General features: G+C 55.4%; 29 protein-coding genes and 1 pseudogene. 29 read left to right on the forward strand and 1 reads right to left on the reverse strand.

Going from position 1 to position 23,113, the window contains the following annotated elements:
• The 16 genes and pseudogenes from rpsQ to rpmD (ACR0MQ_RS19640) all read left to right on the forward strand — a co-directional run.
• Nucleotides 1-231, forward strand: a complete 231-nt coding sequence (rpsQ, locus tag ACR0MQ_RS19565; RefSeq protein ID WP_010437084.1) for a 30S ribosomal protein S17 — start codon at nucleotides 1-3, stop codon at nucleotides 229-231.
• Nucleotides 232-306: 75 nt separating this feature from the next.
• Nucleotides 307-675, forward strand: coding sequence for a 50S ribosomal protein L14 (gene rplN / locus ACR0MQ_RS19570; protein ID WP_008757934.1), 369 nt, complete (start codon nucleotides 307-309; stop codon nucleotides 673-675).
• A 2-nt stretch (nucleotides 676-677) separates the two neighbouring features.
• On the forward strand, nucleotides 678-989 hold the full coding sequence (gene rplX, locus ACR0MQ_RS19575) for a 50S ribosomal protein L24 (RefSeq protein ID WP_010437096.1): 312 nt from the start codon (nucleotides 678-680) through the stop codon (nucleotides 987-989).
• Nucleotides 982-1,542, forward strand: coding sequence for a 50S ribosomal protein L5 (rplE, locus tag ACR0MQ_RS19580; RefSeq protein ID WP_170592319.1), 561 nt, complete (start codon nucleotides 982-984; stop codon nucleotides 1,540-1,542). The genes rplX and rplE overlap by 8 nt, the downstream gene beginning before the upstream one ends.
• 19 nt (nucleotides 1,543-1,561) lie before the next feature.
• The gene (gene rpsN, locus ACR0MQ_RS19585) at nucleotides 1,562-1,867 is read left to right on the forward strand and encodes a 30S ribosomal protein S14 (protein ID WP_010437098.1); all 306 of its coding nucleotides are present in this window, start codon (nucleotides 1,562-1,564) and stop codon (nucleotides 1,865-1,867) included.
• Nucleotides 1,868-1,880: 13 nt separating this feature from the next.
• On the forward strand, nucleotides 1,881-2,273 hold the full coding sequence (gene rpsH / locus ACR0MQ_RS19590) for a 30S ribosomal protein S8 (protein ID WP_010437099.1): 393 nt from the start codon (nucleotides 1,881-1,883) through the stop codon (nucleotides 2,271-2,273).
• A 12-nt stretch (nucleotides 2,274-2,285) separates the two neighbouring features.
• Nucleotides 2,286-2,819 carry a 50S ribosomal protein L6 gene (rplF, locus tag ACR0MQ_RS19595; protein WP_010437101.1) on the forward strand — a complete coding sequence of 178 codons (534 nt, stop codon included), beginning with the start codon at nucleotides 2,286-2,288 and terminating at the stop codon, nucleotides 2,817-2,819.
• A gap of 11 nt (nucleotides 2,820-2,830) precedes the next feature.
• A complete protein-coding gene (gene rplR / locus ACR0MQ_RS19600; protein WP_010437103.1) occupies nucleotides 2,831-3,190 on the forward strand; it encodes a 50S ribosomal protein L18 in 360 nt (119 codons plus the stop codon).
• A 115-nt stretch (nucleotides 3,191-3,305) separates the two neighbouring features.
• Complete coding sequence (gene rpsE, locus ACR0MQ_RS19605; RefSeq protein WP_170775926.1) at nucleotides 3,306-3,875, forward strand: 30S ribosomal protein S5; 570 nt, start codon at nucleotides 3,306-3,308, stop codon at nucleotides 3,873-3,875.
• Between the two features lie 12 nt (nucleotides 3,876-3,887).
• The gene (gene rpmD / locus ACR0MQ_RS19610; RefSeq protein ID WP_008757946.1) at nucleotides 3,888-4,076 is read left to right on the forward strand and encodes a 50S ribosomal protein L30; all 189 of its coding nucleotides are present in this window, start codon (nucleotides 3,888-3,890) and stop codon (nucleotides 4,074-4,076) included.
• A gap of 211 nt (nucleotides 4,077-4,287) precedes the next feature.
• A complete protein-coding gene (locus ACR0MQ_RS19615) occupies nucleotides 4,288-5,775 on the forward strand; it encodes an ArnT family glycosyltransferase (RefSeq protein ID WP_480610242.1) in 1,488 nt (495 codons plus the stop codon).
• A gap of 4 nt (nucleotides 5,776-5,779) precedes the next feature.
• On the forward strand, nucleotides 5,780-5,965 hold the full coding sequence (gene rpmD, locus ACR0MQ_RS19620; RefSeq protein ID WP_170775928.1) for a 50S ribosomal protein L30: 186 nt from the start codon (nucleotides 5,780-5,782) through the stop codon (nucleotides 5,963-5,965).
• A gap of 172 nt (nucleotides 5,966-6,137) precedes the next feature.
• Nucleotides 6,138-7,643: an ArnT family glycosyltransferase gene (locus tag ACR0MQ_RS19625; protein ID WP_480610244.1), complete on the forward strand. Its 1,506-nt coding sequence runs from the start codon at nucleotides 6,138-6,140 to the stop codon at nucleotides 7,641-7,643.
• A 506-nt stretch (nucleotides 7,644-8,149) separates the two neighbouring features.
• On the forward strand, nucleotides 8,150-8,638 hold the full coding sequence (locus tag ACR0MQ_RS19630) for a TadE/TadG family type IV pilus assembly protein (protein WP_480610246.1): 489 nt from the start codon (nucleotides 8,150-8,152) through the stop codon (nucleotides 8,636-8,638).
• A gap of 1 nt (nucleotide 8,639) precedes the next feature.
• Nucleotides 8,640-9,971, forward strand: a complete 1,332-nt coding sequence (locus ACR0MQ_RS19635; RefSeq protein ID WP_480610248.1) for a TadE/TadG family type IV pilus assembly protein — start codon at nucleotides 8,640-8,642, stop codon at nucleotides 9,969-9,971.
• A 114-nt stretch (nucleotides 9,972-10,085) separates the two neighbouring features.
• A pseudogene (gene rpmD, locus ACR0MQ_RS19640) lies at nucleotides 10,086-10,223 on the forward strand (50S ribosomal protein L30); the annotation flags it as partial.
• Between the two features lie 252 nt (nucleotides 10,224-10,475).
• On the opposite strand, the gene ACR0MQ_RS19645 reads toward rpmD (ACR0MQ_RS19640), so the two are convergent.
• A complete protein-coding gene (locus ACR0MQ_RS19645) occupies nucleotides 10,476-11,948 on the reverse strand; it encodes an adenylate/guanylate cyclase domain-containing protein (RefSeq protein WP_480610250.1) in 1,473 nt (490 codons plus the stop codon).
• A 405-nt stretch (nucleotides 11,949-12,353) separates the two neighbouring features.
• Between ACR0MQ_RS19645 and ACR0MQ_RS19650 the strand changes: the two genes are divergently transcribed.
• From ACR0MQ_RS19650 to ACR0MQ_RS19710, 13 genes are all read left to right on the forward strand, one after another.
• Entirely contained in the window at nucleotides 12,354-12,569 is a 216-nt protein-coding gene (locus ACR0MQ_RS19650; protein WP_170775933.1) for a DUF1127 domain-containing protein, read from the forward strand.
• A 200-nt stretch (nucleotides 12,570-12,769) separates the two neighbouring features.
• Nucleotides 12,770-13,243, forward strand: coding sequence for a 50S ribosomal protein L15 (gene rplO, locus ACR0MQ_RS19655; protein ID WP_170775934.1), 474 nt, complete (start codon nucleotides 12,770-12,772; stop codon nucleotides 13,241-13,243).
• A gap of 109 nt (nucleotides 13,244-13,352) precedes the next feature.
• Nucleotides 13,353-14,717: a preprotein translocase subunit SecY gene (gene secY / locus ACR0MQ_RS19660; protein WP_010437121.1), complete on the forward strand. Its 1,365-nt coding sequence runs from the start codon at nucleotides 13,353-13,355 to the stop codon at nucleotides 14,715-14,717.
• On the forward strand, nucleotides 14,714-15,358 hold the full coding sequence (locus ACR0MQ_RS19665; protein WP_170424551.1) for an adenylate kinase: 645 nt from the start codon (nucleotides 14,714-14,716) through the stop codon (nucleotides 15,356-15,358). The genes secY and ACR0MQ_RS19665 overlap by 4 nt, the downstream gene beginning before the upstream one ends.
• A complete protein-coding gene (locus ACR0MQ_RS19670) occupies nucleotides 15,355-15,723 on the forward strand; it encodes a hypothetical protein (protein ID WP_170775935.1) in 369 nt (122 codons plus the stop codon). Before ACR0MQ_RS19665 ends, ACR0MQ_RS19670 begins: the two co-directional genes overlap by 4 nt.
• 203 nt (nucleotides 15,724-15,926) lie before the next feature.
• Complete coding sequence (rpsM, locus tag ACR0MQ_RS19675; protein WP_008757392.1) at nucleotides 15,927-16,295, forward strand: 30S ribosomal protein S13; 369 nt, start codon at nucleotides 15,927-15,929, stop codon at nucleotides 16,293-16,295.
• A gap of 15 nt (nucleotides 16,296-16,310) precedes the next feature.
• Nucleotides 16,311-16,700, forward strand: coding sequence for a 30S ribosomal protein S11 (rpsK, locus tag ACR0MQ_RS19680; protein ID WP_010437126.1), 390 nt, complete (start codon nucleotides 16,311-16,313; stop codon nucleotides 16,698-16,700).
• Nucleotides 16,701-16,815: 115 nt separating this feature from the next.
• The gene (locus ACR0MQ_RS19685) at nucleotides 16,816-17,832 is read left to right on the forward strand and encodes a DNA-directed RNA polymerase subunit alpha (RefSeq protein ID WP_010437127.1); all 1,017 of its coding nucleotides are present in this window, start codon (nucleotides 16,816-16,818) and stop codon (nucleotides 17,830-17,832) included.
• Nucleotides 17,833-17,962: 130 nt separating this feature from the next.
• Nucleotides 17,963-18,382 carry a 50S ribosomal protein L17 gene (gene rplQ / locus ACR0MQ_RS19690; RefSeq protein WP_480610254.1) on the forward strand — a complete coding sequence of 140 codons (420 nt, stop codon included), beginning with the start codon at nucleotides 17,963-17,965 and terminating at the stop codon, nucleotides 18,380-18,382.
• Nucleotides 18,383-18,589: 207 nt separating this feature from the next.
• On the forward strand, nucleotides 18,590-19,975 hold the full coding sequence (locus ACR0MQ_RS19695; RefSeq protein ID WP_480610256.1) for a trypsin-like peptidase domain-containing protein: 1,386 nt from the start codon (nucleotides 18,590-18,592) through the stop codon (nucleotides 19,973-19,975).
• A gap of 3 nt (nucleotides 19,976-19,978) precedes the next feature.
• A complete protein-coding gene (locus ACR0MQ_RS19700) occupies nucleotides 19,979-21,292 on the forward strand; it encodes a replication-associated recombination protein A (protein WP_480610258.1) in 1,314 nt (437 codons plus the stop codon).
• A gap of 104 nt (nucleotides 21,293-21,396) precedes the next feature.
• Entirely contained in the window at nucleotides 21,397-22,440 is a 1,044-nt protein-coding gene (locus tag ACR0MQ_RS19705; RefSeq protein ID WP_170775938.1) for an RluA family pseudouridine synthase, read from the forward strand.
• On the forward strand, nucleotides 22,437-23,108 hold the full coding sequence (locus tag ACR0MQ_RS19710) for an HAD-IA family hydrolase (protein ID WP_480610260.1): 672 nt from the start codon (nucleotides 22,437-22,439) through the stop codon (nucleotides 23,106-23,108). The genes ACR0MQ_RS19705 and ACR0MQ_RS19710 overlap by 4 nt, the downstream gene beginning before the upstream one ends.
• Nucleotides 23,109-23,113 lie beyond the last annotated feature (5 nt).

Raw genomic sequence — 23,113 nt, forward strand, 5'->3', positions numbered from 1 at the left:
ATGCCCAAGCGTATCCTGCAAGGCACCGTGACCAGCGACGCCAACGAACAGACCGTAACCGTATCCGTCGAGCGCCGCTTTACGCATCCGGTTCTGAAGAAAACCATCCGTAAGTCCAAGAAATACCGGGCTCACGATGAAAAGAACGCCTTCAAGGTCGGTGACTCAGTTCGCATCATCGAATGCGCACCGAAATCGAAGACGAAACGTTGGGAGGTTCTGGAGGCGTAAGCCCCCAGGACTTTTCATTTGTCGAAACCCTGGGGGATTTAACGAGACCAGCCCCCACAGGTCGGGAGAAACCACATGATCCAGATGCAGACCAATCTGGATGTCGCTGACAACTCCGGCGCACGCCGAGTTCAGTGCATCAAGGTCCTGGGTGGTTCCAAGCGTAAATACGCCTCCGTTGGCGACATCATTGTCGTCTCGGTGAAGGAAGCCATCCCGCGCGGTCGCGTAAAGAAAGGTGACGTCCGAAAGGCCGTCGTCGTACGCACCGCCAAGGAAGTCCGTCGCGAAGACGGCACCGCGATCCGTTTCGATCGCAACGCCGCCGTCATCCTGAACAACAACAACGAGCCAGTCGGTACCCGTATCTTTGGCCCCGTTGTTCGCGAACTGCGCGGCAAGAATTTCATGAAAATCATCTCGCTGGCTCCGGAGGTGCTGTAATCATGGCTGCTAAACTCCGCAAAGGCGACAAGGTCGTCGTGCTGGCCGGCAAGGACAAGGGCAAAGAGGGGACTATCACCTCGGTTGACCCGAAAGCCGGTAAAGCTGTTGTCGATGGCATCAACATCGCCATCCGCCACACCCGTCAGTCGCAAACCTCGCAAGGTGGTCGCCTGCCTCAGGCAAACCCGATCGAGCTGTCGAACCTGGCACTGCTGGACAAAAACGGCAAAGCAACCCGCGTTGGCTTCCGCATGGAAGGCGACAAGAAGGTGCGCTTCGCCAAGACCACAGGGGACGTGATCGATGCTTGATAACGCAACCTACACCCCGCGTCTGAAAACTCAGTACGCCGAAACCATCCGTGCCGCTCTGAAAGAAGAGTTCGGCTATAAGAACGACATGCAGCTGCCCAAGCTGGAAAAAATCGTTCTGAACATCGGTTGTGGTGCTGAGGCCGTCAAAGACTCGAAGAAAGCGAAAGCTGCTGTCGAGGATCTGACTGCGATTGCTGGCCAGAAGGCTGTTGCAACCAAGGCGAAGAAGTCGATCGCGGGTTTCCGCGTCCGTGAAGACATGCCGCTGGGTGCGAAAGTGACCCTGCGCGGTGACCGGATGTACGAATTCCTGGATCGTCTGATCACCATCGCGATGCCTCGCGTTCGTGACTTCCGCGGTGTTAAGCCGTCTTTCGATGGTCGTGGCAACTTTGCCATGGGCATGAAAGAGCACATCGTGTTCCCGGAAATCGACTTCGACAAGGTCGACGAGGTCTGGGGCCTGGATATCGTAATTGCCACCACAGCGAAAACCGACGCTGAAGCAAAGGCATTGTTGAAAGCATTCAACATGCCGTTCAACGCGTAAGCGCCGGGAGGATTGAGACATGGCTAAAAAAGCAATGATCGAACGCGAGAAGAAGCGCGAACGCCTGGTGGCCAAATATGCCGCAAAGCGTGCCGAGCTGAAAGAAATCGCGAATGACGAGAGCAAGCCGATGGAAGAGCGTTTCAAAGCGCGTCTGAAACTGGCGAAACTGCCGCGCAACAGCTCGGCAACCCGTCTGCACAACCGTTGTCAGCTGACCGGTCGTCCTCACGCTTACTACCGTAAGCTGAAGGTCAGCCGTATCGCGCTGCGCGAGCTGGGTTCTGCTGGTCAGATCCCCGGCATGGTGAAATCGAGCTGGTAAGGGAGACATAGATATGAATGATCCTATCGGCGATATGCTCACCCGTATCCGCAACGCGCAAATGCGCGGCAAGTCCACCGTTTCCACCCCGGCTTCCAAGCTGCGCGGTTGGGTTCTGGACGTGCTGGCGGACGAAGGTTACATTCGTGGCTACGAAGCGACGACCGGTGAAAACGGTCATCCGGCCATCGAAATCAGCCTGAAATACTACGAAGGCACCCCTGTTATTCGCGAACTGAAGCGGGTCTCAAAACCCGGTCGTCGCGTATACATGGGCGTCAATGACATCCCGCAGGTCCGTCAGGGTCTGGGCGTGTCGATTGTCAGCACTCCGAAAGGTGTGATGTCGGACGCAAACGCTCGCTCCAACAATGTTGGCGGCGAAGTGCTCTGCACCGTCTTCTAAGGAGGTCTGTCAATGTCTCGTATTGGTAAAAAACCGGTCGAGCTGCCCAGCGGCGTTTCCGCCTCTGTGTCGGGTCAGACCATCGAAGTGAAAGGTCCGAAAGGCACCCGTAGCTTCACCGCAACCGATGACGTAACGCTGTCGGTCGAAGACAACGTTGTGCAGATCAACCCTCGTGGGATGTCCAAGCGCGCGCGCCAGCAGTGGGGCATGAGCCGCACTATGGTTGCCAATCTTGTTGAAGGCGTGACAAACGGCTTCAAAAAAGAGCTGGAGATCCAGGGTGTTGGTTACCGTGCTCAGATGCAGGGCAACACCCTGAAGCTGAACCTGGGTTACAGCCACGATGTTGATTTCACTGCTCCGGAAGGTGTCACCATCACCGCACCGAAGCAGACCGAGATCGTTGTGGAAGGTATCGACCAGCAGCAGGTGGGCGAAGTCGCGGCCAAAATCCGCGAATGGCGCCGTCCCGAGCCGTACAAAGGCAAGGGCATCCGCTACAAGGGCGAGTTCATCTTCCGCAAGGAAGGCAAGAAGAAGTAAGGACGCAAACAATGGCAAACAGCAAAAGAACCCTGTTTCTGAAGCGCCGCCTGCGCGTTCGGAACAAACTTCGCAAGGTCAACGCGGGTCGCCCGCGTTTGTCCGTACACCGTTCGAACAAGAACATCTCTGTTCAGCTGATCGACGACGTACGTGGCGTGACCCTGGCGTCGGCCTCGACCCTGGAAAAAGATCTGGGTGTTGTTGGCAAGAACAACGTCGAAGCGGCTACCAAAGTGGGCGCGGCCATCGCCGAGCGTGCCAAGAAGGCAGGCGTCGAAGAGGCCTATTTCGATCGTGGTGGCTTCCTGTTCCACGGCAAGGTGAAGGCAGTTGCCGACGCCGCGCGTGAAGGTGGTCTTAAGATCTAAGACTTGCGGGCAGCTTTGCGGCTGCCCCGATGATCCGGGGGCCTCGGCACTAGTCGGGGCTCACTTGGATTGAACAAACGGCGCTAATGGCGCCACATGAGAAAAGGGATGCCAAATGGCAGAACGTGAAAACCGCCGGGGCCGTGGTCGTGACCGCGATGAAGCACCGGAATTCGCAGATCGTCTGGTTGCGATCAACCGTGTGTCGAAAACCGTAAAAGGTGGTAAGCGCTTTGGCTTCGCCGCTCTGGTGGTTGTCGGCGATCAGAAAGGCCGCGTCGGCTTTGGCAAAGGTAAAGCGAAAGAAGTACCCGAGGCCATCCGTAAGGCGACCGAGCAAGCCAAGCGTCAGATGATCCGCGTGCAACTGCGCGAAGGTCGTACACTGCACCACGACATCGAGGGTCGCCACGGCGCTGGTAAAGTGGTCATGCGGACCGCACCTGAAGGTACCGGTATCATCGCCGGTGGTCCGATGCGTGCCGTGTTCGAAATGCTGGGCGTAAAGGACGTTGTGTCCAAGTCGCTGGGCTCGCAGAACCCCTACAACATGATCCGCGCGACCATCAACGGCCTGCAGAAAGAGCAGAGCCCGCGTTCGGTTGCCGCACGTCGTGGCAAAAAGGTTGCCGACATCCTGCCCAAGCGGGAAGAAGCACCAGCTGCTGCTGAAGCAGAAGCATAAGGAGAGCGACCCATGGCAAAAACCATCGTCGTCAAGCAGATCGGCTCCCCGATCCGCCGCCCCGCCGAACAGCGCGCAACCCTGATCGGTCTGGGCCTGAACAAAATGCACAAAACTCGCGAGCTGGAAGACACGCCTTCCGTTCGCGGTATGGTCAACAAGATCCCGCATCTGGTTGAGATCATCGAAGAGCGCGGTTAAGCGCCATATCAAATGCAAAAGGCGCCTCCGATGATATCGGTGGCGTTTTTTGTTTGCGACCCATTTGGCGCAGGCCCGGCGCAGGTCATACAAGGGCACATACCGCCTCGGTTTATCCATCAGAGAATCCGTCCTCGCGCGCATACATTTGGCTTGCACCGCATTGACCTGGAACCTACTGAACCAAAAAACAGCATACGTGACGGTTGAAATGGAAACTGGACGACACAACGGGTTTGGCTATGCGTTATTGGCCTGTATCTGTATCGTCATTGCCGCGGTGTACTGGCATTCTCGGGATCTGGGGGCCGGGGGCCTTGCCCATTTCGATGAATTTTTCACGCACGACAGGACTTTGGGTTTTTCTGCGTTCGAGGACTGGTTCACCGTTTATAGCCTGGGCATACCAACGCTAAAGAAACCCCCGCTCCAATACTGGTTCTCCGCAGGCCTCATCGAGGCTGGATTGACCGATCTGATAGCCCTTCGGCTGCCATCACTGATTTTTGCGGCGGGTTCGATGTTGGCGACCGCAATGTTGGCCTACGCCATGTTCCCGCGCCAGGTCTGGCTGATGCCCGCATCGGTGCTGCTGTTGTCCACATCCAACCAGTTCTGGCAATACTCAACCTCTGCGATGCTGGATGCGGGTGCCGTCCTGTTTTCAACCCTGGGATTGGTTTCGGTGTTCATGTCCCTGATGAACCCGCGCTATTGGCCGACGTTCCCAGCTGCCGTGTTCCTTGCTGGTATGCAGAAAGCTCCGACACCGCTAGCGTTCCTGCTCATCAGCCTGATTGGAATCTCACTGACCTCACGCTTCCATGGCGAACGTGTGCGGGAAATCTGTGGGAATACGCGCTTTGGATTTTCGGTCGGTATTGCGTTTATTACCGGTTTTGCCTGGCAGATTTTTCAGCATATCCGGTATTGGGGCCAGGACCGGCTGGATGGCTCAATCGAACGCGAAATGATCAATCGGTTTATCCCGGAGAATGCAGAGTTTCTTTCGACAACCCTGTCAAATTTTGACACTCTCATTCTGCATGGTGAACCCATGGTACGGCTTGCCGGTTTTGCGGGGCTTCTGGTGATGCCTTTCGTGGTAAAACGGCCCGCCTATTTTGCCATGTCATCTGTGACGGTGTTCTTTGTGCTGATCATGGTACTTGGGCAGGACAGGGTATATTCGAGATACACGCTGACGATCTTACCGTTGCTGTGCATTGGCGCGGCCTGGTTGATTTTCCAACTGTGCCGCCGTCCTTTGATCAGTGTCTTGGCGACAGTTCTGCTCGCTATTCTTCTTGGGGGTCCGCTGCGCCCATACGATGCTCTTTCGCAATCGACTTCTAGAAACTTCAGCTTGCCCGTCGGCACAATTCTCGGGCGGTTGGAAACGACCTTCGGGCCCGGTGAAACAGCCGTCTTTTGTCGGATCAATAACAAGTATTTCCCGCCGGGCGCTATCCACGTTCATGCGCCCAAGGCGGGGAGCGGCGGCTATATCTATGTCAAAAGTGTCGACACAATTGAGCGCAACATGAAGAAATACAAAGGTGGGCCGGTGCGCGGGCTCTGCCAAAAATCCGAGATTGATCAGATTGGTCCATATTTTGAGGATTTGACGACCGAGCTTGCAGTTGGCGAGTTCTTTATTTGGACCGCGTCCAGTTACCGCCGGGTGCCCACGGAATGATCAGATGATCATCACCAAGATGGCTCAGCCTTGGTGGACGATCCGGAGACTTACCGAACAGCGCGCAACCCCGATCAGTCTGGGTCTGAACAAGATGCACCGCAACCGTGAACTCGAAGATTCGCGTTCAGTGCAAGGCATGGTCAACAAGATCCCGCATCTGGTAGAGATCATCAAAGAACGCGGATGAGCACGATTTCTTTGTGGAATAAGAACGCCCCTGACCGGACCGGGGGCGTTTTTTATATTCCGGCCACCTAACCATCGAACTGGTTCTGGGTTTTTCGTATCATCAATCCCATGGGTTGTGCTGAACTGGCGCAGAGACCCGTGAATCCCAAAATAACATGGATTTTGAAAAAATGACGCAGATTGAGCTCAAGAGCAGTAAATTTCAAAACGGGTTTGGCTATGCGGTGCTGGCCTGTATCTGCATCGTCATCACCGCGGCGTACTGGCACGCGCAGAACCTCGGCGGCGGGGATCTGTGGCGCTATGACGAGTTTTATACCCATGACCGAACCCTGGGTTTTGCGGCGTTTCAGGACTGGTTTACAGTTTACAGCCTTGGCAAACCCTCACTCGAAAAGCCGCCCCTGCAATATTGGATGTCCGCGGGCCTGATCCAGGCAGGTCTGACCGATCTGATCGCGCTGCGCATTCCCTCTCTGATCTTTGCAGCCGGAGCGATGATAGCCACCGCAGCGCTCGCCTATGTTATGTTTCCGCGTCAGGTTTGGCTGATGCCGATCTCGGTGTTGCTGTTGTCCACATCCGATCAATTCTGGCAATATTCAACCTCGGCGATGCTGGATGCGGGTGCGGTTTTTTTTGTAACGCTTGGTGTATTGTCATTGTTCTTGTCGCTCAAGAACCCACGCTATTGGCCGACTTTCCCGATTACTGTTTTTCTGGCCGGTTTGCAGAAGGGTCCGACACCGTTGGGGTTTCTGCTGATCGCTCTGATTGGTGTGGCGCTGACCTCGCGGTTCCATGGGGACAAACTGCGAGACATCGCCCGGAATCGACGTTTTCGGTACTCGGTTCTCGCTGCATTTTTCCTTGGGTTCATCTGGCAGATTTTCCAGCATGCAAAATATTGGGGGCAGGATAGGCTCAGCGGGTCGATCGAGGGTGAGATGATCAACCGCTTCATCCCCGAAAACCTGCAGTTCGTGTCTAGAACCATCTCCGGTTTCGACACGCTGATCCTGTATGACGAGCCCGTGATACGGCTGGCCGGTCTGGCAGGTCTACTGATGATTCCGTTCATCTACAGGACATCGGCCTATTTCGCCATGTCCTCGATCGCGGTCCTGTTTGTTTTGATTATGATCCTTGCCCAAGACAGCGTGTATGACCGCTATACACTCACGATCTTGCCTTTGTTGTGCGTCGGCGCGGCATGGTTGATCTTCTACGTCTGCCGACGCCCTGTAATCGGATGCATTGCAGCGGTTCTGGTTGTTGTTGCACTGGGCGGTCCGCTGCGACCGGTCGAGGTTCTGGCGCAATCGAAGTCACGGGACTACGGCATGCCTATCGCCGAGATCCTTGGGCAATTAAACGACAGCTTTGAATCTGGTGAGACGGCAATCTTCTGCAGGCTCGAAAATCGGAACTTCCCCCGTGGCGCGGTGCACGTTCATGCTCCCAAGGCCGGACCGGGGCAGCATATCTATCTGCGCAGCGTAGACTCGCTTACACGCGACATGCGCAAATACAAGGGCGGGCGGATACGTGGCCTGTGTCTGAAATCTGAGATCGACCTGCTCAGTCCGCATTTCGAGGGTGTAACAACCGAACCTGTGGGCGGCGGCTTTCATATCTGGACGGCCTCCCGTTATCGCCAGGCAATCTCCGAATGATAAGGCATAACGGCCAATACATTCGGCACCTGCGCTGTTTGCCTGTGCACCATCTCTTTGCAGGCCGAGTTGCCCTCGGATCGTCTGCCCGTGGGGTGAGTACACCTAATCAACCCACACACCGAAGCACCGCACACGACTAATATCCATGATGATGACGGTTACATTTCATCAGAACGATAGTTTGATTGACACCTATTCTGTGCACGCCTCGGTCAATTCCTGCCAAGTGGATTGAGTGCGCTCCAAGGTCGCCAGACTAATAATTCACTGGGCGAACCGATAAAAAAGGAGATTTCTCGGAACTTCGATAACCTTAGGAAATCAAGCGTTTTAAGCAGAAAACTTTGATGAACACAGTTAATTGTGCACGAAAAACACTCAATGTTAATTGAATATGAACGGTGTGTTCAAAAGGTGTTTAATAGCTTTCGGGCAAACTCTCTCTGCAAGTCAGGGTTGAAGACGATTCGACCAAAGAGTCTTTGTTGAGAAAGGACCGAGAAATGGCTGAAACTGCAAACCAAGGTGCAGTTTGTGAAGTAGCTAGTGTAAAAAGTTGTTCAATGTCAAAACTGCACGAAAAAATATTTTCTAACTCGAAGCGGCGCATGTCGGATTTCTGGAACTGCGAGTCTGGCTCTTTCACTGTAGAGGCTATGATCTGGATTCCGATGTTCTTTTTCTTGATGATTTTCGCCTTAAATGTCTCGATGGTTTTTGTGCAGGAGTCATTAATTTTGCGCGTTGTCCAAACGGTATCGAGAGAGCACTCACTGGGTCTTTACCGCGACGATGCAGAAGCAGAACTAGATTTATCGAACCAGCTCTCGCACCTAGGTGCCAATGTCACTGTTGATGTGTCAAAATCGTTCAAGATGGCGACTGCATCAGTGCAAGTTCCAGCAGTTGATCTGATGCCAATGCAGTTTTTACGCAATACATTCAGCGGAGTTGAGATCGACGTAACAAGCAACCATCTCGTGGAGTTTTGAGATGAAACTCTCTGAATATCTCGCCAGTTTTTTCCTGAGTGACGAAGACGGATCGGCCACAATTCTGTCTCTGTACTTTTGCATTATATTGGTGGTCTTGGGGGGGTTAGCGATCGATTTCCAAAAGCGCCAAGCCGATAATCAAAGGCTGCAGAACGCGGCGGATTCTTCCGCTCATGCGGCGTTGTTGGCGCGTCAGACCAAGAGTGCCACGGACGCAAGGGCAGAAGGCCTTGCCGTACTGACGAAGATGTTGCCCAGAACAAATATGGATACTGCGGTAAGATCAGCCGATTTCACATTTGGAACTTGGGATTTTGATAAGCGCACTTTTGTATCATCGCCCGTCGCGACCGAAGCCGTGCACGTCTATGCGGGAATGACGCAGGACCGAGGCAATCCAACTCTGAACTTCATTTTGTCTATTATTGGTTTTGACAGCTTTGACGTGGCTAGCGAAGCAATCTATGCGATGAAGCTCAAGCCATGTTCGTATCAAGGTCTCTTGGCTCAAGGCCCCCTTACAGTTGATTCCCAGAACTTCTATGGGCCTGGTTTTTGTATGCATTCCAACCAATATGTCAGTCTGAGGTCGAATAACTATTTCACGCCGGACAACTATGATGCAAATATCATGGGTGCCAAGGTCTCGATGCCTCATGCCGAAGATCTTCGTCTTCCTGATTCAGGCTTTGCGACAAACGCAAACCTTGAACATGCACGGACCGAAGGTTGGTACGATTTTTCCTCACTTAGCCAAATTCCTACGATCATCGACGAATTGAAGACAGGCACCAGTGCGTTTACGCCTTCAACCGTTACCGAAGTGGCGGAAGATACGATTTCTGTAATGGAGATACGCCCTGAAGATATCACTTCCGGAAAGGCCTACAAACATGCATGTTCCGGCGGCACTATTACCTTCAAGTCGGGTACTTATGAGAACTTCTCGATGGTAACCGACTGCAAAATCGAGTTTTCCTCGAACGTTGTGCTGGAGGATGCAACGATTGCCACAACCAACACCTCCGCACAATCTGTCTATTCGCATTCAGGATTACAGATGGGCAAGGATGACGACTGCGCGCCGGGCGGCGAAGCCAGCATTATCAGTATGGGCGGGTTTTATGCCAACGCAAACTTTTCTTCCTATGGTGGAACAGTCTGGACACAGGGTGACATTTATTTTCATGCCAGAGCCAAGAAGATCGAAGGCATTACCATGAAGTCATTGGGTTCTATTACCGGCACCTCGGAAGCAGAAATGAGAGTGTGTGATACAACCCCCATTTGGGAAGAATATGCCGAGTATGGGCCGCGTCTCGTAAGGTAAAGATACAAGCCCAGGCTTGGACCGAGTTTAGGATATTCAATCTGGGCTCTATCTCAATTCGACGGGTGCGAATTGTGAGCAGTATTTTCGTAACCAAGCCCTGACATTAAGGTCGCTGAACAGCGTGCAACCCTGATCGGTCTGGGCCTGAACAAGATGAACAAAACCCGTGAACTGGAAGACACTCCTTCGGTCCGCGGCATGGTCAACAAGATCCCGCATCTGGTTGAGATCATCGAAGAGCGCGGCTAAGCGCGAGCTCTTTGAAGAAATGGAAACGCCCTCGGCATAGTCGGGGGCGTTTTTCTTGTGGTGGAAACCACTGGAATCTTTGGCCAATTCGCACCCGAAGAAACATGCCCATTATGAGTTCTACTGTTGCTCGCTCACCAGAGCGTCCAATTCAAAGGCAGCAATGTTATTACCAATGCCTTTTAGGTCAAATGGCCCTGCCGGTTGTAATTCGTAGTCGATCTGCCATGCAGTCGCGTGCGAAATCAGAATCTAATCTTCTGCAGCTTGTTCGCAAAGCCTCGCAGCCAGATTGGGCGCGGGGCCGATAGCAGAATAGTCGCGCCGACCTTCAAACCCGATTTGACCCAAAGTCGCCGCACCGGTGCCAATCCCGATGCCGACCCCAAGATGATGTGCATCCGAACCGGCCTCAAATGGAACTATCGCCTTTTTGACGGCCGAGCGCAGATCCAATGCCAGAGCAACCGCTTTTTGCGCCGGGGCTTCCATCGCAACGGGTGCTCCGAACAACACCATTAGACCATCCCCCAGAAAGCGTTCCAGCGTTCCGCCGCTCGCTTCAATCAGCGGGCCGCAAGCGCCATGAAACGCGTTGAGCGCTTCGATGACCTGATCAGGAGTGGCGGCATTGGCGAAGGCGCTAAACCCTCGAAGGTCGATAAACAGCACGGTGATCTCAGCGCGTTGCGTGCGCAATATCTCGAGTTCATCCGGTGCGGCAACAATCATCTCGGCCACTTGGGCTGGTAAAAAACGCCGCAATCGATTTGCTCGGTCGATTTCTTCTACTTGCCTTTGCACTTTGCTTTCCAGCGCAGAATTCAGGTCAGCAAGCTCGGCCTTCTGATGTTCTACAGCCTCGTAAAGCTCTCCCAATTTAATACTTGTCTGATTTGCGTGCGCTGCAAGTTCACCAAATTCATCACGGTTAGATACATTGACGCGTGTATTGAAGTCTCCAACGGCGAGTTGACTCAGCGCCAGCTTTATCCGGTCCAGAGAACTTGTGATAGAAGCCGAAATTGAAAGGCCCAGAACCAAAGCAAGAGCAACAGCAAAGCAAGATGCACCAAGTACCAAGCGCCGTGCGCGTTCGAACGCGTCGGCGTTCTCTTTGGCCCGCGCGCGCATTTCTTGCCCCAGATTAAATGAAATCTTGGAAACGATACGGTCAAATGCATCCAAAGTTTGTAGGAAGTCCGTATCATAGACAGCTCGGGCTCCTTTGATATCGCCTTCGGCGAACAGGTTACGCAATTGCGACGCAACTGGTTGGATATCTCTGTCTTTCGCGTAATATTCTTGCTCGTATTCTGGCGTAACAAAAAATGTGGCTCTGGTATCGATTCCGGTTTGATCTGCGGCAGCACGAAGCAAGAAAACTTCGTCATTGAACCTACTCGCGAGACTTTTGTTCTTTTCGCTGTCACCGTGGTTTAGAAACAGTTCCGCACCCGCGAGTCTGACGGCTTGGATGCTGCGTCCAATCGAACGCAATGTGCTGACCCTGATTTGATCATCTACCAAGTCAGACGCCCTTTTGTTGGCCTGGCGCAATTCTGAAACACCCGTGAGGGCCAGCGAAACCATCAGGCCCACGATTACCAAAAAAGCAAAGGGAAGCTTGATGCGAATTGGAAGCGCAATCCGGCTGACTGCTTCTCCAATCCATCTAAATGGGTCAAACTGCTTTAGCGGCGCTGCAAAATTCTTGAGGACCATTCCAGACCTCCTTGTCGTCGAAACGCGTGAGCATCGTGCAGACATTATGTTGGCAATTGTCCGAACTGCCAAATTGAGAGAGTATCGCTGTTGAAATCGGGCGCTCTGTTGACCGCGTAGCGTGAGAAATTCGGCGTCATTCGGTTGATATTAGGCAGTTAACACAAACAGATTAGACAATATCCAAGACAGTGCGATGAATGACTAGTCTACTCTGCATGGGCGATTTGGTTCAGTTGTGACAACAGGTACGATACCCGCACTGCCATTACTCTATCGCATACCGGCTAGACCAAAACACGCGTTGTTAGCGGTATCGAGTGCGCCTATCTCACCCTTGTCCAATGAAGGAACAAAGTAAGTGACATCGGGGAATGCGCCCCGATATTCGAAAGGATCAAAGATATGGCACATACAGCTACACTGACACATGGCGGCTTCAACCTGAGCGCGCGTATTGCGAGCTTTGTTGAGCGTGTAAAAGAAAACCGCGCACGTGCTGCTCAATACAGCCGCACCTATCGCGAATTGCAAAGTCTGACCAATCGCGAGCTGGACGACATCGGCGTTCGCCGCTGCGACATCGCGGATATCGCGCGCGATCACGCTTATTGCTCGTAACACCCCAACCACTCACCGATGAAGAGGCGCCAATCCGGCGCCTCTTTTGGTTTTGCAGTTGTGATGCAACAAACCTTGCAACCGCAGCCGCAACGCTGTAGAGCGCTCCGGTGGATTTCCGTCCACGAGAATCAAAACCAAGAAATGCCGTGTTTGGCCCATCACGCTTCGGGGGTCACATCCGGCTTAGGAGAAGCGAAATGAAACTGAACGAATTGCGCGACAATCCTGGCGCCGCACCGAAACGCACTCGCGTTGGTCGTGGTCCCGGTTCCGGCAAAGGTAAAATGGGTGGCCGTGGTATCAAAGGCCAGAAATCCCGTTCGGGTGTGGCCATCAATGGCTATGAAGGCGGCCAGATGCCGCTGTACCAGCGCCTGCCCAAGCGTGGCTTCAACAAGCCGAACCGCAAGGAATTTGCCGTTATCAATCTGGGCCTGATCCAGAAATTCGTCGACGCCGGCAAGTTGGACGCCAAAGCTGCGATCACCGAGGATACACTGGTTGCATCCGGTCTGGTTCGTCGCAAGCTGGACGGTGTCCGCGTTCTGGCCAAAGGCGAGATCAGCGCCAAATTGAACCTAGAAGTAACCGGTGCTTCGAAAGCTGCTGTTGAGGCGGTTGAGAAAGCGGGCGGCTCACTTACGGTCACAAAAGCGGCTGCGGCAGAGTAAGCGCTTGTGAGCGGGTCAAGACCCGCTTACATAGACCACAGAGTTTTCCAAGACGCCGCCCGAGCCGGAAAACGGTTCCGGGCGGTGTTTTCATAAGAGAGACCGATTTATGGTATCAGCAGCAGAACAAATGGCAGCCAACACAAGCTGGGCTGCCCTTGGTAAAGCCACCGATCTGCGCAACCGCATCCTGTTCACGCTTGCATTGCTGATCGTCTATCGTCTGGGCACCTTCATTCCGGTGCCTGGCATTGACGGTGCAGCCCTGCGCGAGTTCATGGAGCAGGCGGGGCAGGGCATCGGCGGCATGATTTCGATGTTCACCGGCGGGGCGCTGGGGCGGATGGGTATCTTTGCCCTCGGCATCATGCCCTACATTTCGGCCTCGATCATCGTACAGCTGCTGACATCGATGGTTCCCGCGCTTGAGCAACTCAAGAAAGAGGGTGAGCAGGGCCGCAAGAAGATCAACCAATACACCCGTTTCGGCACCGTGGCGCTGGCCACCGTTCAGGCTTATGGTCTGGCCGTTTCGCTGGAATCGGGTGATCTGGCCACTGATCCGGGCCTGTTCTTCCGTATGTCGACCATGATCACTCTGGTCGGCGGCACCATGTTCCTGATGTGGCTGGGTGAGCAGATCACTGCACGCGGCATCGGCAATGGTATCTCTCTGATCATCTTCGTCGGCATTATCGCCGAGGTTCCGGCTGCTCTTGCGCAGTTCTTTGCCAGTGGCCGCAGCGGCGCGATCAGCCCTGCCGTGATCGTTGGTGTAATCATCATGGTCATCGCCGTGATCACATTCGTGGTGTTCATGGAGCGGGCCCTGCGCAAGATCCACATCCAATACCCGCGCCGTCAGGCCGGTATGAAAGTCTATGAAGGTGGCTCCAGCCATCTGCCAGTCAAAGTGAACCCGGCGGGCGTGATCCCGGCGATCTTTGCAAGCTCGCTGCTGCTGCTCCCGGTGACGATCTCGACTTTCTCGTCGGGCGCCACAAATGGCCCGGTCATGTCGTGGCTGCTGGCGAACTTCGGTCCCGGTCAGCCGCTGTACCTGCTGTTCTTCGCGTCGATGATCGTGTTCTTCGCCTATTTCTACACGTTCAACGTGTCGTTCAAGCCGGACGATGTGGCGGACAACCTGAAAAAGCAGAACGGTTTTGTACCGGGTATCCGTCCGGGCAAGAAAACCTCTGAGTATCTGGAATACGTGGTCAACCGCGTGCTGGTGCTGGGTTCGGCCTATCTGGCGGCGGTCTGTCTGTTGCCTGAAATTCTGCGGGGCCAGTTTGCCATCCCGTTCTATTTCGGCGGCACCTCGGTTCTGATTATCGTCTCTGTGACCATGGACACCATCCAACAGGTCCAGAGCCACCTGCTGGCGCATCAATACGAAGGGCTGATTGAAAAGTCCCAACTGCGCGGCAAAGGCAAGAAACGCGGCAGAAAGGGAGCTGCTCGTCGATGAACATCATTCTTCTCGGCCCCCCGGGGGCAGGCAAAGGAACGCAGGCGCGTCACCTGGTTGAAACCCGCGGTATGGTGCAGCTGAGCACCGGAGACATGCTGCGCGAGGCCAAAACCTCGGGCACGGAAATGGGCCAGAAGGTTGCTGCGATCATGGACGCGGGCAAGCTGGTCACCGACGAGATCGTGATCGGCCTGATCGAAGAGAAACTGACCACCGAAAAAGGCGCCGGTTTCATCTTTGACGGCTTCCCTCGGACGCTGGCACAGGCCGATGCGCTGTCGGCTCTGCTGACCAAGCTGGGCCAGTCACTGCATACGGTGATCGAGATGCGCGTGGACGATGACGCGCTGGTGGACCGGATCACGGCGCGGTCAACCTGTGGCGGATGTGGTGAGGTCTATAACGACAACACCAAGCCGATTCCTGCGGATGGCAAATGCACCAATTGTGGCAAGGAAAATGACTTCGTCCGTCGTGCCGACGACAACGAAGACAGCCTGCGCACGCGCTTGATGGAATACTACAAGAAGACCTCTCCGCTGATTGGTTATTACTACGCCAAAGGTGATCTGCGCCCGGTGAATGGGCTGGCGGATATCAAGGAAGTCACCGCGTCGATTGAGGCCGTGCTGGGTTGAGTCAACGCGCATCTGTCAGCGTACCGGAGACTCTTCAAAATTCGGCTGCGAGATATGGTGACCTTCTTCGGCTGGAACTGCGCTTATGCGCTCTAGTTCTTGTTGTGGGCTTACTGGTGTTCTTTCCAGCGGCGGCGCTCTTTTTCGAATGGTTTGCTGCGCCCCATACCTTTAGCGACCTTTCGTTTGCGTCGTTGAGTTTCTGGGGAGTATTCCTCATTGCCTACTGGTCAGTGGTTCGGATTATCTGGAAACCCATTGAGGAAAAGAAGCGGGAAATTGAAGCCGAGTTTTCGCAACATGGGCTACGGATTTTTCAAGTCAAAGGCACAAAGTTCGAAACTGCAAAACTCGAAGATAAGTGAAGCGATCAATTGTCCTTGACGCCAACGCCAAAAGCCCATATCGACCCCCATCCCTAAAGGGAATCAAGATCGCGTGCGGGATTCGTCCCAAACGCCCCGACCACCTCGAATAATACTGGACCCTCTGGCGTCACTGCCACGGTAAAGTGTTGTGAAAAAAGGTTCCGGAGTTACGGAACCGCAACAAAAAAGGAAAGTGACACGTGGCACGTATTGCCGGCGTAAACATCCCGACTGCAAAGCGGGTACCAATCGCCCTCACATATATCACCGGTATCGGAAACACTTCGGCCAAAGCAATCTGCGAAGCCGTGGGCATTGAAGCGCATCGTCGCGTCAACGAACTGTCCGACGCCGAAGTTCTGGCCATCCGCGAGCACATCGATGCAAACTTCACCGTCGAAGGTGACCTGCGTCGTGAAGTTCAGATGAACGTCAAGCGTCTGATGGACCTGGGCTGCTATCGCGGTCTGCGTCACCGCCGCAACCTGCCGGTTCGCGGTCAGCGTACCCACACCAATGCTCGTACCCGCAAAGGCCCCGCAAAGGCCATTGCCGGTAAGAAGAAATAAGGGAGGGTCTGACCGATGGCACGCGATAAGACTCGCATCAAGCGCAAAGAGCGTAAGAACATCGCATCGGGCGTTGCCCATGTGAACTCGACCTTCAACAACACCAAGATCCTGATCTCGGACGTACAGGGTAACGCCATTTCGTGGTCGTCTGCCGGTACCATGGGCTTCAAAGGATCGCGGAAATCGACACCCTACGCCGCTCAGATGGCTGCAGAAGACGCAGGCAAAAAGGCGCAGGACCATGGCGTCAAGACGCTGGAAGTCGAAGTTCAGGGCCCCGGTTCGGGCCGTGAATCGGCTCTGCGCGCGCTGGCAGCGGTGGGCTTCAACATTACGTCGATCCGCGACGTGACACCGATCGCTCACAACGGCTGCCGTCCGCCGAAGCGTCGTCGCGTCTAAGCGATTTTGAATTAGGCTGGGGCCCGTGTTTTTGCACGGCCCCAGCACGTCATTTTGAACCTCGGGCGTCTGCACCTTGTTGGTCATGGGGCGCGGACAGGAATGGAGGGATTACATGATCCATAAGAATTGGGCAGAATTGATCAAGCCGACCCAGCTTGACGGCAAGCCAGGCAACGACCCCGCGCGTCAGGCAACCCTGGTTGCTGAGCCGCTGGAGCGTGGCTTTGGTCTGACACTGGGCAACGCGCTGCGTCGCGTTCTGATGAGCTCGCTGCAAGGCGCGGCCATCACCAGCGTTCAGATCGACAACGTCCTGCACGAGTTCTCCTCGGTCGCAGGCGTACGTGAAGACGTCACCGACATCATCCTGAACCTCAAAGGCGTGTCGCTGCGCATGGAAGTTGAAGGCCCCAAGCGCCTGTCGATCAATGCCAAAGGCCCTGCCGTTGTCACCGCAGGCGACATCAGCGAAAGCGCCGGCATCGAGGTTCTGAACCGCGATCACGTCATCTGCCACCTCGACGATGGCGCTGACCTGTTCATGGAACTGACCGTCAACACCGGCAAAGGCTACGTCTCGGCTGAGAAGAACAAGCCCGAAGACGCACCTATCGGTCTGATCCCGATCGACGCGATCTATTCGCCGGTCAAAAAGGTTGCCTATGACGTTCAGCCGACCCGTGAAGGTCAGGTTCTGGACTATGACAAGCTTACCCTGAAGATCGACACCGACGGTTCGATCACGCCGGAAGACGCGCTGGCCTTCGCCGCACGCATCCTGCAGGATCAGCTGTCAATCTTCGTCAACTTCGACGAGCCGGAATCGGCTGGCCGCCAGGACGAAGACGATGGTCTGGAGTTCAACCCGCTGCTGCTGAAGAAAGTGGACGAGCTGGAACTGTCTGTCCGTTCGGCAAACTGCCTGAAGAACGACAACATCGTTTACATCGGCGATCTGATCCAGAAAACCGAAGCCGAGATGCTGCGCACCCCGAACTTCGGCCGCAAGTCGCTGAACGAGATCAAGGAAGTGCTGTCCGGCATGGGTCTGCACCTCGGCATGGATGTCGAGGACTGGCCGCCCGACAATATCGAAGATCTGGCGAAGAAATTCGAAGACGCGTTTTAAGCGCGTCTTCCCAAATGCCCGGCCCGAATTGGGACTATCCGGGGACGAAATGGGCACTTCCGCCCCAAGGAGAGCCGGTGACACGCATCGCCGGCCAGACAAAGCAAAACGCGAAAGAAGGAACTAGAAAATGCGTCACGCACGTGGTTACCGCCGCCTGAACCGTACTCATGAGCACCGCAAAGCTCTGTTTGCGAACATGGCTGGCTCGCTCATCGAGCATGAGCAAATCAAAACAACTCTGCCGAAGGCAAAAGAACTGCGCCCGATCATCGAAAAGCTGGTCACCCTGGGCAAGCGCGGCGACCTGCACGCCCGTCGTCAGGCCGCTTCGCAGCTGAAAGAAGACAAAGACGTCGCAAAGCTGTTCGAAGTTCTGGCCCCCCGCTACGCCGAGCGTCAGGGCGGCTATGTCCGCATCCTGAAAGCTGGCTTCCGCTATGGTGACATGGCTCCGATGGCGATCATCGAATTCGTTGATCGTGACGTCGACGCTAAAGGCGCGGCTGACAAAGCCCGCGTTGCTGCTGAAGAGGCTGCAGACGAATAATAAATTCTGACCATTTGGTCGGAAATAAACCTCCGCTCGGGCAACCGTGCGGAGGTTTTTCTGTTTTGAGGTTCAGATACGGGAATTGTCGGCCACGCCTATGCCTGCAGTGTGTCGACTAAGCTAGTCGCGGTCGCACAGTTCATCGGCTCTTGCATTCATGGCGCGGGCTTCGCATATCTTCGATCATTCCTGATTGGAGGTCACATGATCCGCAGTATTCTAGTGATAAGCCTGATGGTGGTGGCTGCGACTGCCTCAGCTGAAACGCGAGTGCCCCAATCACAGGCCGAGATTGGACTGGGTTTTGCCCCGGTAGTTCGGAAAGCTGCCCCGGCAGTGGTAAATATCTATGCCAAGATCATACGGGAAGGTCGAACCAATTCGCTGTTCTCAGACCCGTTCTTTCAGGACTTCTTTGGTCGGGGGTTTGGGGAGCCCCGTCAACGTATTCAGAACTCGCTCGGATCGGGCGTCGTTTTGTCGGAAGACGGCTATGTCGTGTCCAATTATCACGTGGTTGGGACAGCCACAGAGATACGGGTGGTGACCACGGACCGTCGTGAGTATTCGGCCAAGGTTGTGCTGGGCGATAAGGAAAGCGACATTGCCATCCTGCGGCTGGAGGAGGCGGGCGAGCTACCTTTTCTGCATTTGCGCGACTCCGATCATGTAGAAGTAGGTGAACTGGCGCTTGCGATCGGGAACCCGTTCGGGGTCGGGCAAACTGTGTCTTCAGGGATAATCTCGGGATTGGCACGGACCGGCACGGCGACGGGTAATGCACGTGGATATTTCATCCAAACCGATGCGGCGATCAATCCCGGTAATTCGGGCGGTGCACTGATCGATGTGAATGGGGATTTGATCGGCATCAATACTTCGATTCTGACCCGGTCGGGAGGGTCAAACGGTATTGGATTTGCAATTCCGGCGAATTTGGTGGCGGAATTTCTACGTCAGGCGCGGGCAGGGAATGAAAGCTTCGTCAGCCCTTGGGCCGGTATGGCCGGTCAGCACATGAGCGCGGATATTGCCGAATCTTTAGGATTGGTCATCCCGATGGGCGTTGTGGTGTCGGACCTTCATGCGCTTAGTCCGCTGGCCGAAGCGGGCTTGCGGGTAGGCGATGTAGTCACGCATGTGGATGGGGATGAGGTGAATTCTCCAGCCGAGATGAAGTTTCGCATGGTGGTTGCCGGGGTGGGCGGCAAATCCGTGCTGACACGGCTACGAGGTGAGGAGCGTGCTGATATCGAAGTCGCATTGATCCGAGCGCCCGAAACGCCTGCCGCGAACGAGACGATTTTGGGCGAAGATACCGCGCTGCCGGGGCTTATAGTCTCCGGGGTCAATCCGGCGGTCATTGTGCGCCTCGGATTGAAGCTGTCTCAAACAGGTGTTGTTGTCGTCGATCCCGGACAATACGGCGCGCGGGCGGGCTTGCGTGCAGGGGATGTGCTTGAGGTTATAAACGGCGGCAAGATTGACGTGCCAGAAGATGTTGTTCAGGTTCTGACCGACCCGGGTCGCCGGGTTCAGGTTCAAATTGAACGCGGTGGGCGGACAATCTCATTGCGGTTCCGGATGTGATCCGTGAATGATCTGTTTGATACAGGGTCGAGCGAACCCACGGCTTCGCCGCACAGACCGCTAGCAGATCGGTTGCGTCCGCAATCCTTATCCGAGGTGATCGGGCAGGAACAAGTGTTGGGCCAGGATGCTCCGTTGGGAGTGATGCTGGCTTCTGGAAGCCTGTCGAGCCTGATCTTTTGGGGGCCTCCGGGCGTAGGTAAGACGACAATTGCCCGGTTGCTCGCGCAGGAAACTGATCTGCATTTCGTACAGATCAGTGCTATCTTTACCGGTGTTCCGGATCTGAAGAAGGTGTTCGAAGCCGCCAAGATCCGCCGTCAGAACGGGCAGGGCACTTTGCTGTTCGTTGACGAAATCCATCGCTTCAACAAAGCCCAACAGGACGGGTTTCTGCCGCATATGGAAGACGGCACGATCCTTCTGGTCGGCGCGACCACCGAAAACCCGTCCTTCGAATTGAACGCAGCGGTGCTCAGCCGATCTCAGGTGCTGGTGCTGGAACGTCTCAGCCTCGCTGATCTTGAACGCTTGACCCAACGGGCCGAGAAAGAGCTGGACCGTGCCTTGCCCCTAACCCCTGCGGCGCGCGAAGCGCTGCAGGAAATGGCGGATGGCGACGGGCGCGCGCTGTTGAACCTGATCGAACAAGTTGCCGCCTGGACCGTGGAAACCGCACTGGATTCTGATGTGCTGTCGACGCGTCTGATGCGGCGGGCAGCGAAATACGACAAATCGGGGGACGAGCACTACAACCTTATTTCGGCCCTGCACAAATCTGTGCGTGGATCGGATCCGGACGCGGCGCTCTATTGGTTCGCGCGGATGCTGACAGGGGGTGAAGACCCGCGCTATCTGGCACGCCGGATCACGCGAATGGCGGTCGAGGATATCGGACTGGCAGATCCGCAGGCGCAATCAATCTGTCTTCATAGCTGGGAAACCTACGAACGGCTGGGCTCGCCCGAGGGCGAATTGGCACTGGCACAAGCGTTGGTGTATCTGGCGCTCGCTCCAAAATCGAACGGGGCTTATGTGGGGTACAAGGCAGCGATGCGGTTGGCAAAACAATCGGGCAGTGAACCGCCGCCCAAACATATTCTTAACGCACCGACATCGCTGATGAAGGATCAGGGGTATGGGGCAGGTTACGCCTATGACCACGATACCGAAGATGGGTTCTCGGGTCAGAACTATTTCCCGGATGATATGAAGCGCCCGGTTCTCTATCAGCCGGTCGAGCGCGGTTTTGAACGAGAACTAAAAAAACGGTTGGAGTACTTTGCCAAACTGAGAACGCAGCGCAATCCGGGCTAGGCTTGACTCTGCACCCGATGCGCGCGACAGACGCGCATGATTTCTAAAGCACTGAAACCAGCACAATCCGGGCGGATCAGCCGTGCGGAAAAAGGGGCAATGGCATGAGCGGCGTACAGGTGATCACCGTAGCTGAGGGCGATGGCGAACAGCGGTTGGATCGTTGGCTGCGCCGGCTGTTTCCCCATGTCAGCCAAGGCCGGATCGAGAAGATGTGTCGCAAGGGTGAGCTGCGCGTTGATGGCGGGCGGGTCAAAGCCGCGACTCGATTGGAGGTCGGGCAGTCGGTGCGTGTGCCCCCGCTACCGGATGCGGACCATAAGCCGGCAGTCGTAAAGCACCGTGTCTCGGACGCCGACGCAAAGATGATCCAGTCTTGCGTGATCTATAAGGACGATCACGTGCTGGCGCTGAACAAACCACATGGGCTGCCGGTGCAGGGCGGAAGTGGTCAGACCCGCCATGTGGACAGCCTGTCAGAGGCGTTGCGCTTTGGGTGCGATGAGAACCCGCGCCTTGTGCATCGGTTGGATAAGGACACATCTGGGGTTCTGTTGATGGCCCGTACGCGCGAGGCCGCCAAGGGGCTGACGGCAGCCTTCCGGCACCGCAACACCCAAAAGATCTATTGGGCGCTCGTTGCAGGGGTGCCGACGCCTTATCTCGGAGAGATCAAGACCGGTCTGGTCAAGGCTCCGGGGCATGGCAAACAGGGCGAAGGCGAGAAGATGATCGCTGTTCATCCGAGCGAAGTGAACGACACGCCCGGCGCAAAACGCGCGCATACGCTCTATGCCACGCTCTACCGTGTGGCGGGCCGGGCGGCATGGGTTGCGATGGAGCCGGTGACCGGCCGAACACATCAACTGCGGGCGCATATGGCGGCGATCGGCCACCCTATCATTGGAGATGGAAAATACGGTGGCTCGGGACAGGAAAACCTCGGCGATGGTTGGGGGGCTCAGCTGGGCGGCATCATCAGCAAGAAACTTCACCTGCACGCCCGCAGTCTGTCATTTGAGCATCCGGAAACACGAAAACCCATCACGATTACAGCCCCATTGCCAGACCACATGAAGCACAGTTGGGATACGCTCGGCTGGACCGAGGATCTGGCATCCGACGATCCATTCGAGCAGCTGCGATGAGTGCGCCCTTACGGCTGGTTTTGTTCGACGTGGATGGCACGCTTGTCGACAGTCAGGGTGCCATCGTGTCGGCAATGACTGCCAGCTTTCAGGCGCAGTCTTTGCCAGTGCCGAGCCGAAACGCAATCCTGTCCATCGTTGGCTTGTCTCTGCCCCATGCGATGGCACGTCTTGCGTCAGATCAGTCCGATCTGGTGCAGAACGCGCTGGTTGATGGCTACAAACAGGCCTATCACGCGCAACGGTTAGAGCAGGGCGCAGCCAGCTCTCCGTTTTATCCGGGCGCTCGAGAAGTAATTCAGGCACTCCATGATATGCCCGAGTTGCTGCTGGGCGTTGCGACCGGGAAATCCAAGCGCGGACTGGATGCGCTATTAGAGGCGCATGGGTTGGAGCAATATTTCATCACTCGGCAGGCGGCCGATCATCACCCCTCAAAACCGCATCCATCGATGATCGAGACGGCGCTGGCCGAAACCGGCGTGGGGGCCCCTCATTCGGTCATGGTGGGCGATACCAGTTTTGACATGGAAATGGCTGCTGCCGCGCAGGTCGCTGGGATCGGAGTAAGCTGGGGATACCATGATCGATCAGCCCTGAGCACTGCCCAATACGTGATCGAGAGCTTCGAAGAATTGCCAGTGACACTGGCCAACATCTGGGACTGAAAAAT

The organism is Ruegeria sp. AN6 (assembly GCF_056540425.1).

What these genes read in the sequence shown, in the direction of transcription:
- ACR0MQ_RS19630 (WP_480610246.1), top strand. Translation starts at nt 8,150, where the DNA reads ATGGCTGAAACTGCAAACCAAGGTGCAGTTTGTGAAGTAGCTAGTGTA.
- ACR0MQ_RS19635 (WP_480610248.1), top strand. Translation starts at nt 8,640, where the DNA reads ATGAAACTCTCTGAATATCTCGCCAGTTTTTTCCTGAGTGACGAAGAC.
- secY (WP_010437121.1), top strand. Translation starts at nt 13,353, where the DNA reads ATGGTATCAGCAGCAGAACAAATGGCAGCCAACACAAGCTGGGCTGCC.
- rpsN (WP_010437098.1), top strand. Translation starts at nt 1,562, where the DNA reads ATGGCTAAAAAAGCAATGATCGAACGCGAGAAGAAGCGCGAACGCCTG.
- ACR0MQ_RS19650 (WP_170775933.1), top strand. Translation starts at nt 12,354, where the DNA reads ATGGCACATACAGCTACACTGACACATGGCGGCTTCAACCTGAGCGCG.
- ACR0MQ_RS19665 (WP_170424551.1), top strand. Translation starts at nt 14,714, where the DNA reads ATGAACATCATTCTTCTCGGCCCCCCGGGGGCAGGCAAAGGAACGCAG.
- rplO (WP_170775934.1), top strand. Translation starts at nt 12,770, where the DNA reads ATGAAACTGAACGAATTGCGCGACAATCCTGGCGCCGCACCGAAACGC.
- rpmD (WP_008757946.1), top strand. Translation starts at nt 3,888, where the DNA reads ATGGCAAAAACCATCGTCGTCAAGCAGATCGGCTCCCCGATCCGCCGC.
- rpsH (WP_010437099.1), top strand. Translation starts at nt 1,881, where the DNA reads ATGAATGATCCTATCGGCGATATGCTCACCCGTATCCGCAACGCGCAA.
- rplE (WP_170592319.1), top strand. Translation starts at nt 982, where the DNA reads ATGCTTGATAACGCAACCTACACCCCGCGTCTGAAAACTCAGTACGCC.
- ACR0MQ_RS19615 (WP_480610242.1), top strand. Translation starts at nt 4,288, where the DNA reads ATGGAAACTGGACGACACAACGGGTTTGGCTATGCGTTATTGGCCTGT.
- ACR0MQ_RS19710 (WP_480610260.1), top strand. Translation starts at nt 22,437, where the DNA reads ATGAGTGCGCCCTTACGGCTGGTTTTGTTCGACGTGGATGGCACGCTT.
- rplQ (WP_480610254.1), top strand. Translation starts at nt 17,963, where the DNA reads ATGCGTCACGCACGTGGTTACCGCCGCCTGAACCGTACTCATGAGCAC.
- ACR0MQ_RS19685 (WP_010437127.1), top strand. Translation starts at nt 16,816, where the DNA reads ATGATCCATAAGAATTGGGCAGAATTGATCAAGCCGACCCAGCTTGAC.
- rpsE (WP_170775926.1), top strand. Translation starts at nt 3,306, where the DNA reads ATGGCAGAACGTGAAAACCGCCGGGGCCGTGGTCGTGACCGCGATGAA.
- rplF (WP_010437101.1), top strand. Translation starts at nt 2,286, where the DNA reads ATGTCTCGTATTGGTAAAAAACCGGTCGAGCTGCCCAGCGGCGTTTCC.
- ACR0MQ_RS19695 (WP_480610256.1), top strand. Translation starts at nt 18,590, where the DNA reads ATGATCCGCAGTATTCTAGTGATAAGCCTGATGGTGGTGGCTGCGACT.
- rplR (WP_010437103.1), top strand. Translation starts at nt 2,831, where the DNA reads ATGGCAAACAGCAAAAGAACCCTGTTTCTGAAGCGCCGCCTGCGCGTT.
- ACR0MQ_RS19625 (WP_480610244.1), top strand. Translation starts at nt 6,138, where the DNA reads ATGACGCAGATTGAGCTCAAGAGCAGTAAATTTCAAAACGGGTTTGGC.
- rpsK (WP_010437126.1), top strand. Translation starts at nt 16,311, where the DNA reads ATGGCACGCGATAAGACTCGCATCAAGCGCAAAGAGCGTAAGAACATC.
- ACR0MQ_RS19645 (WP_480610250.1), bottom strand. Translation starts at nt 11,948, where the DNA reads ATGGTCCTCAAGAATTTTGCAGCGCCGCTAAAGCAGTTTGACCCATTT.
- ACR0MQ_RS19705 (WP_170775938.1), top strand. Translation starts at nt 21,397, where the DNA reads ATGAGCGGCGTACAGGTGATCACCGTAGCTGAGGGCGATGGCGAACAG.
- rpsQ (WP_010437084.1), top strand. Translation starts at nt 1, where the DNA reads ATGCCCAAGCGTATCCTGCAAGGCACCGTGACCAGCGACGCCAACGAA.
- rpmD (WP_170775928.1), top strand. Translation starts at nt 5,780, where the DNA reads ATGATCATCACCAAGATGGCTCAGCCTTGGTGGACGATCCGGAGACTT.
- rplX (WP_010437096.1), top strand. Translation starts at nt 678, where the DNA reads ATGGCTGCTAAACTCCGCAAAGGCGACAAGGTCGTCGTGCTGGCCGGC.
- rplN (WP_008757934.1), top strand. Translation starts at nt 307, where the DNA reads ATGATCCAGATGCAGACCAATCTGGATGTCGCTGACAACTCCGGCGCA.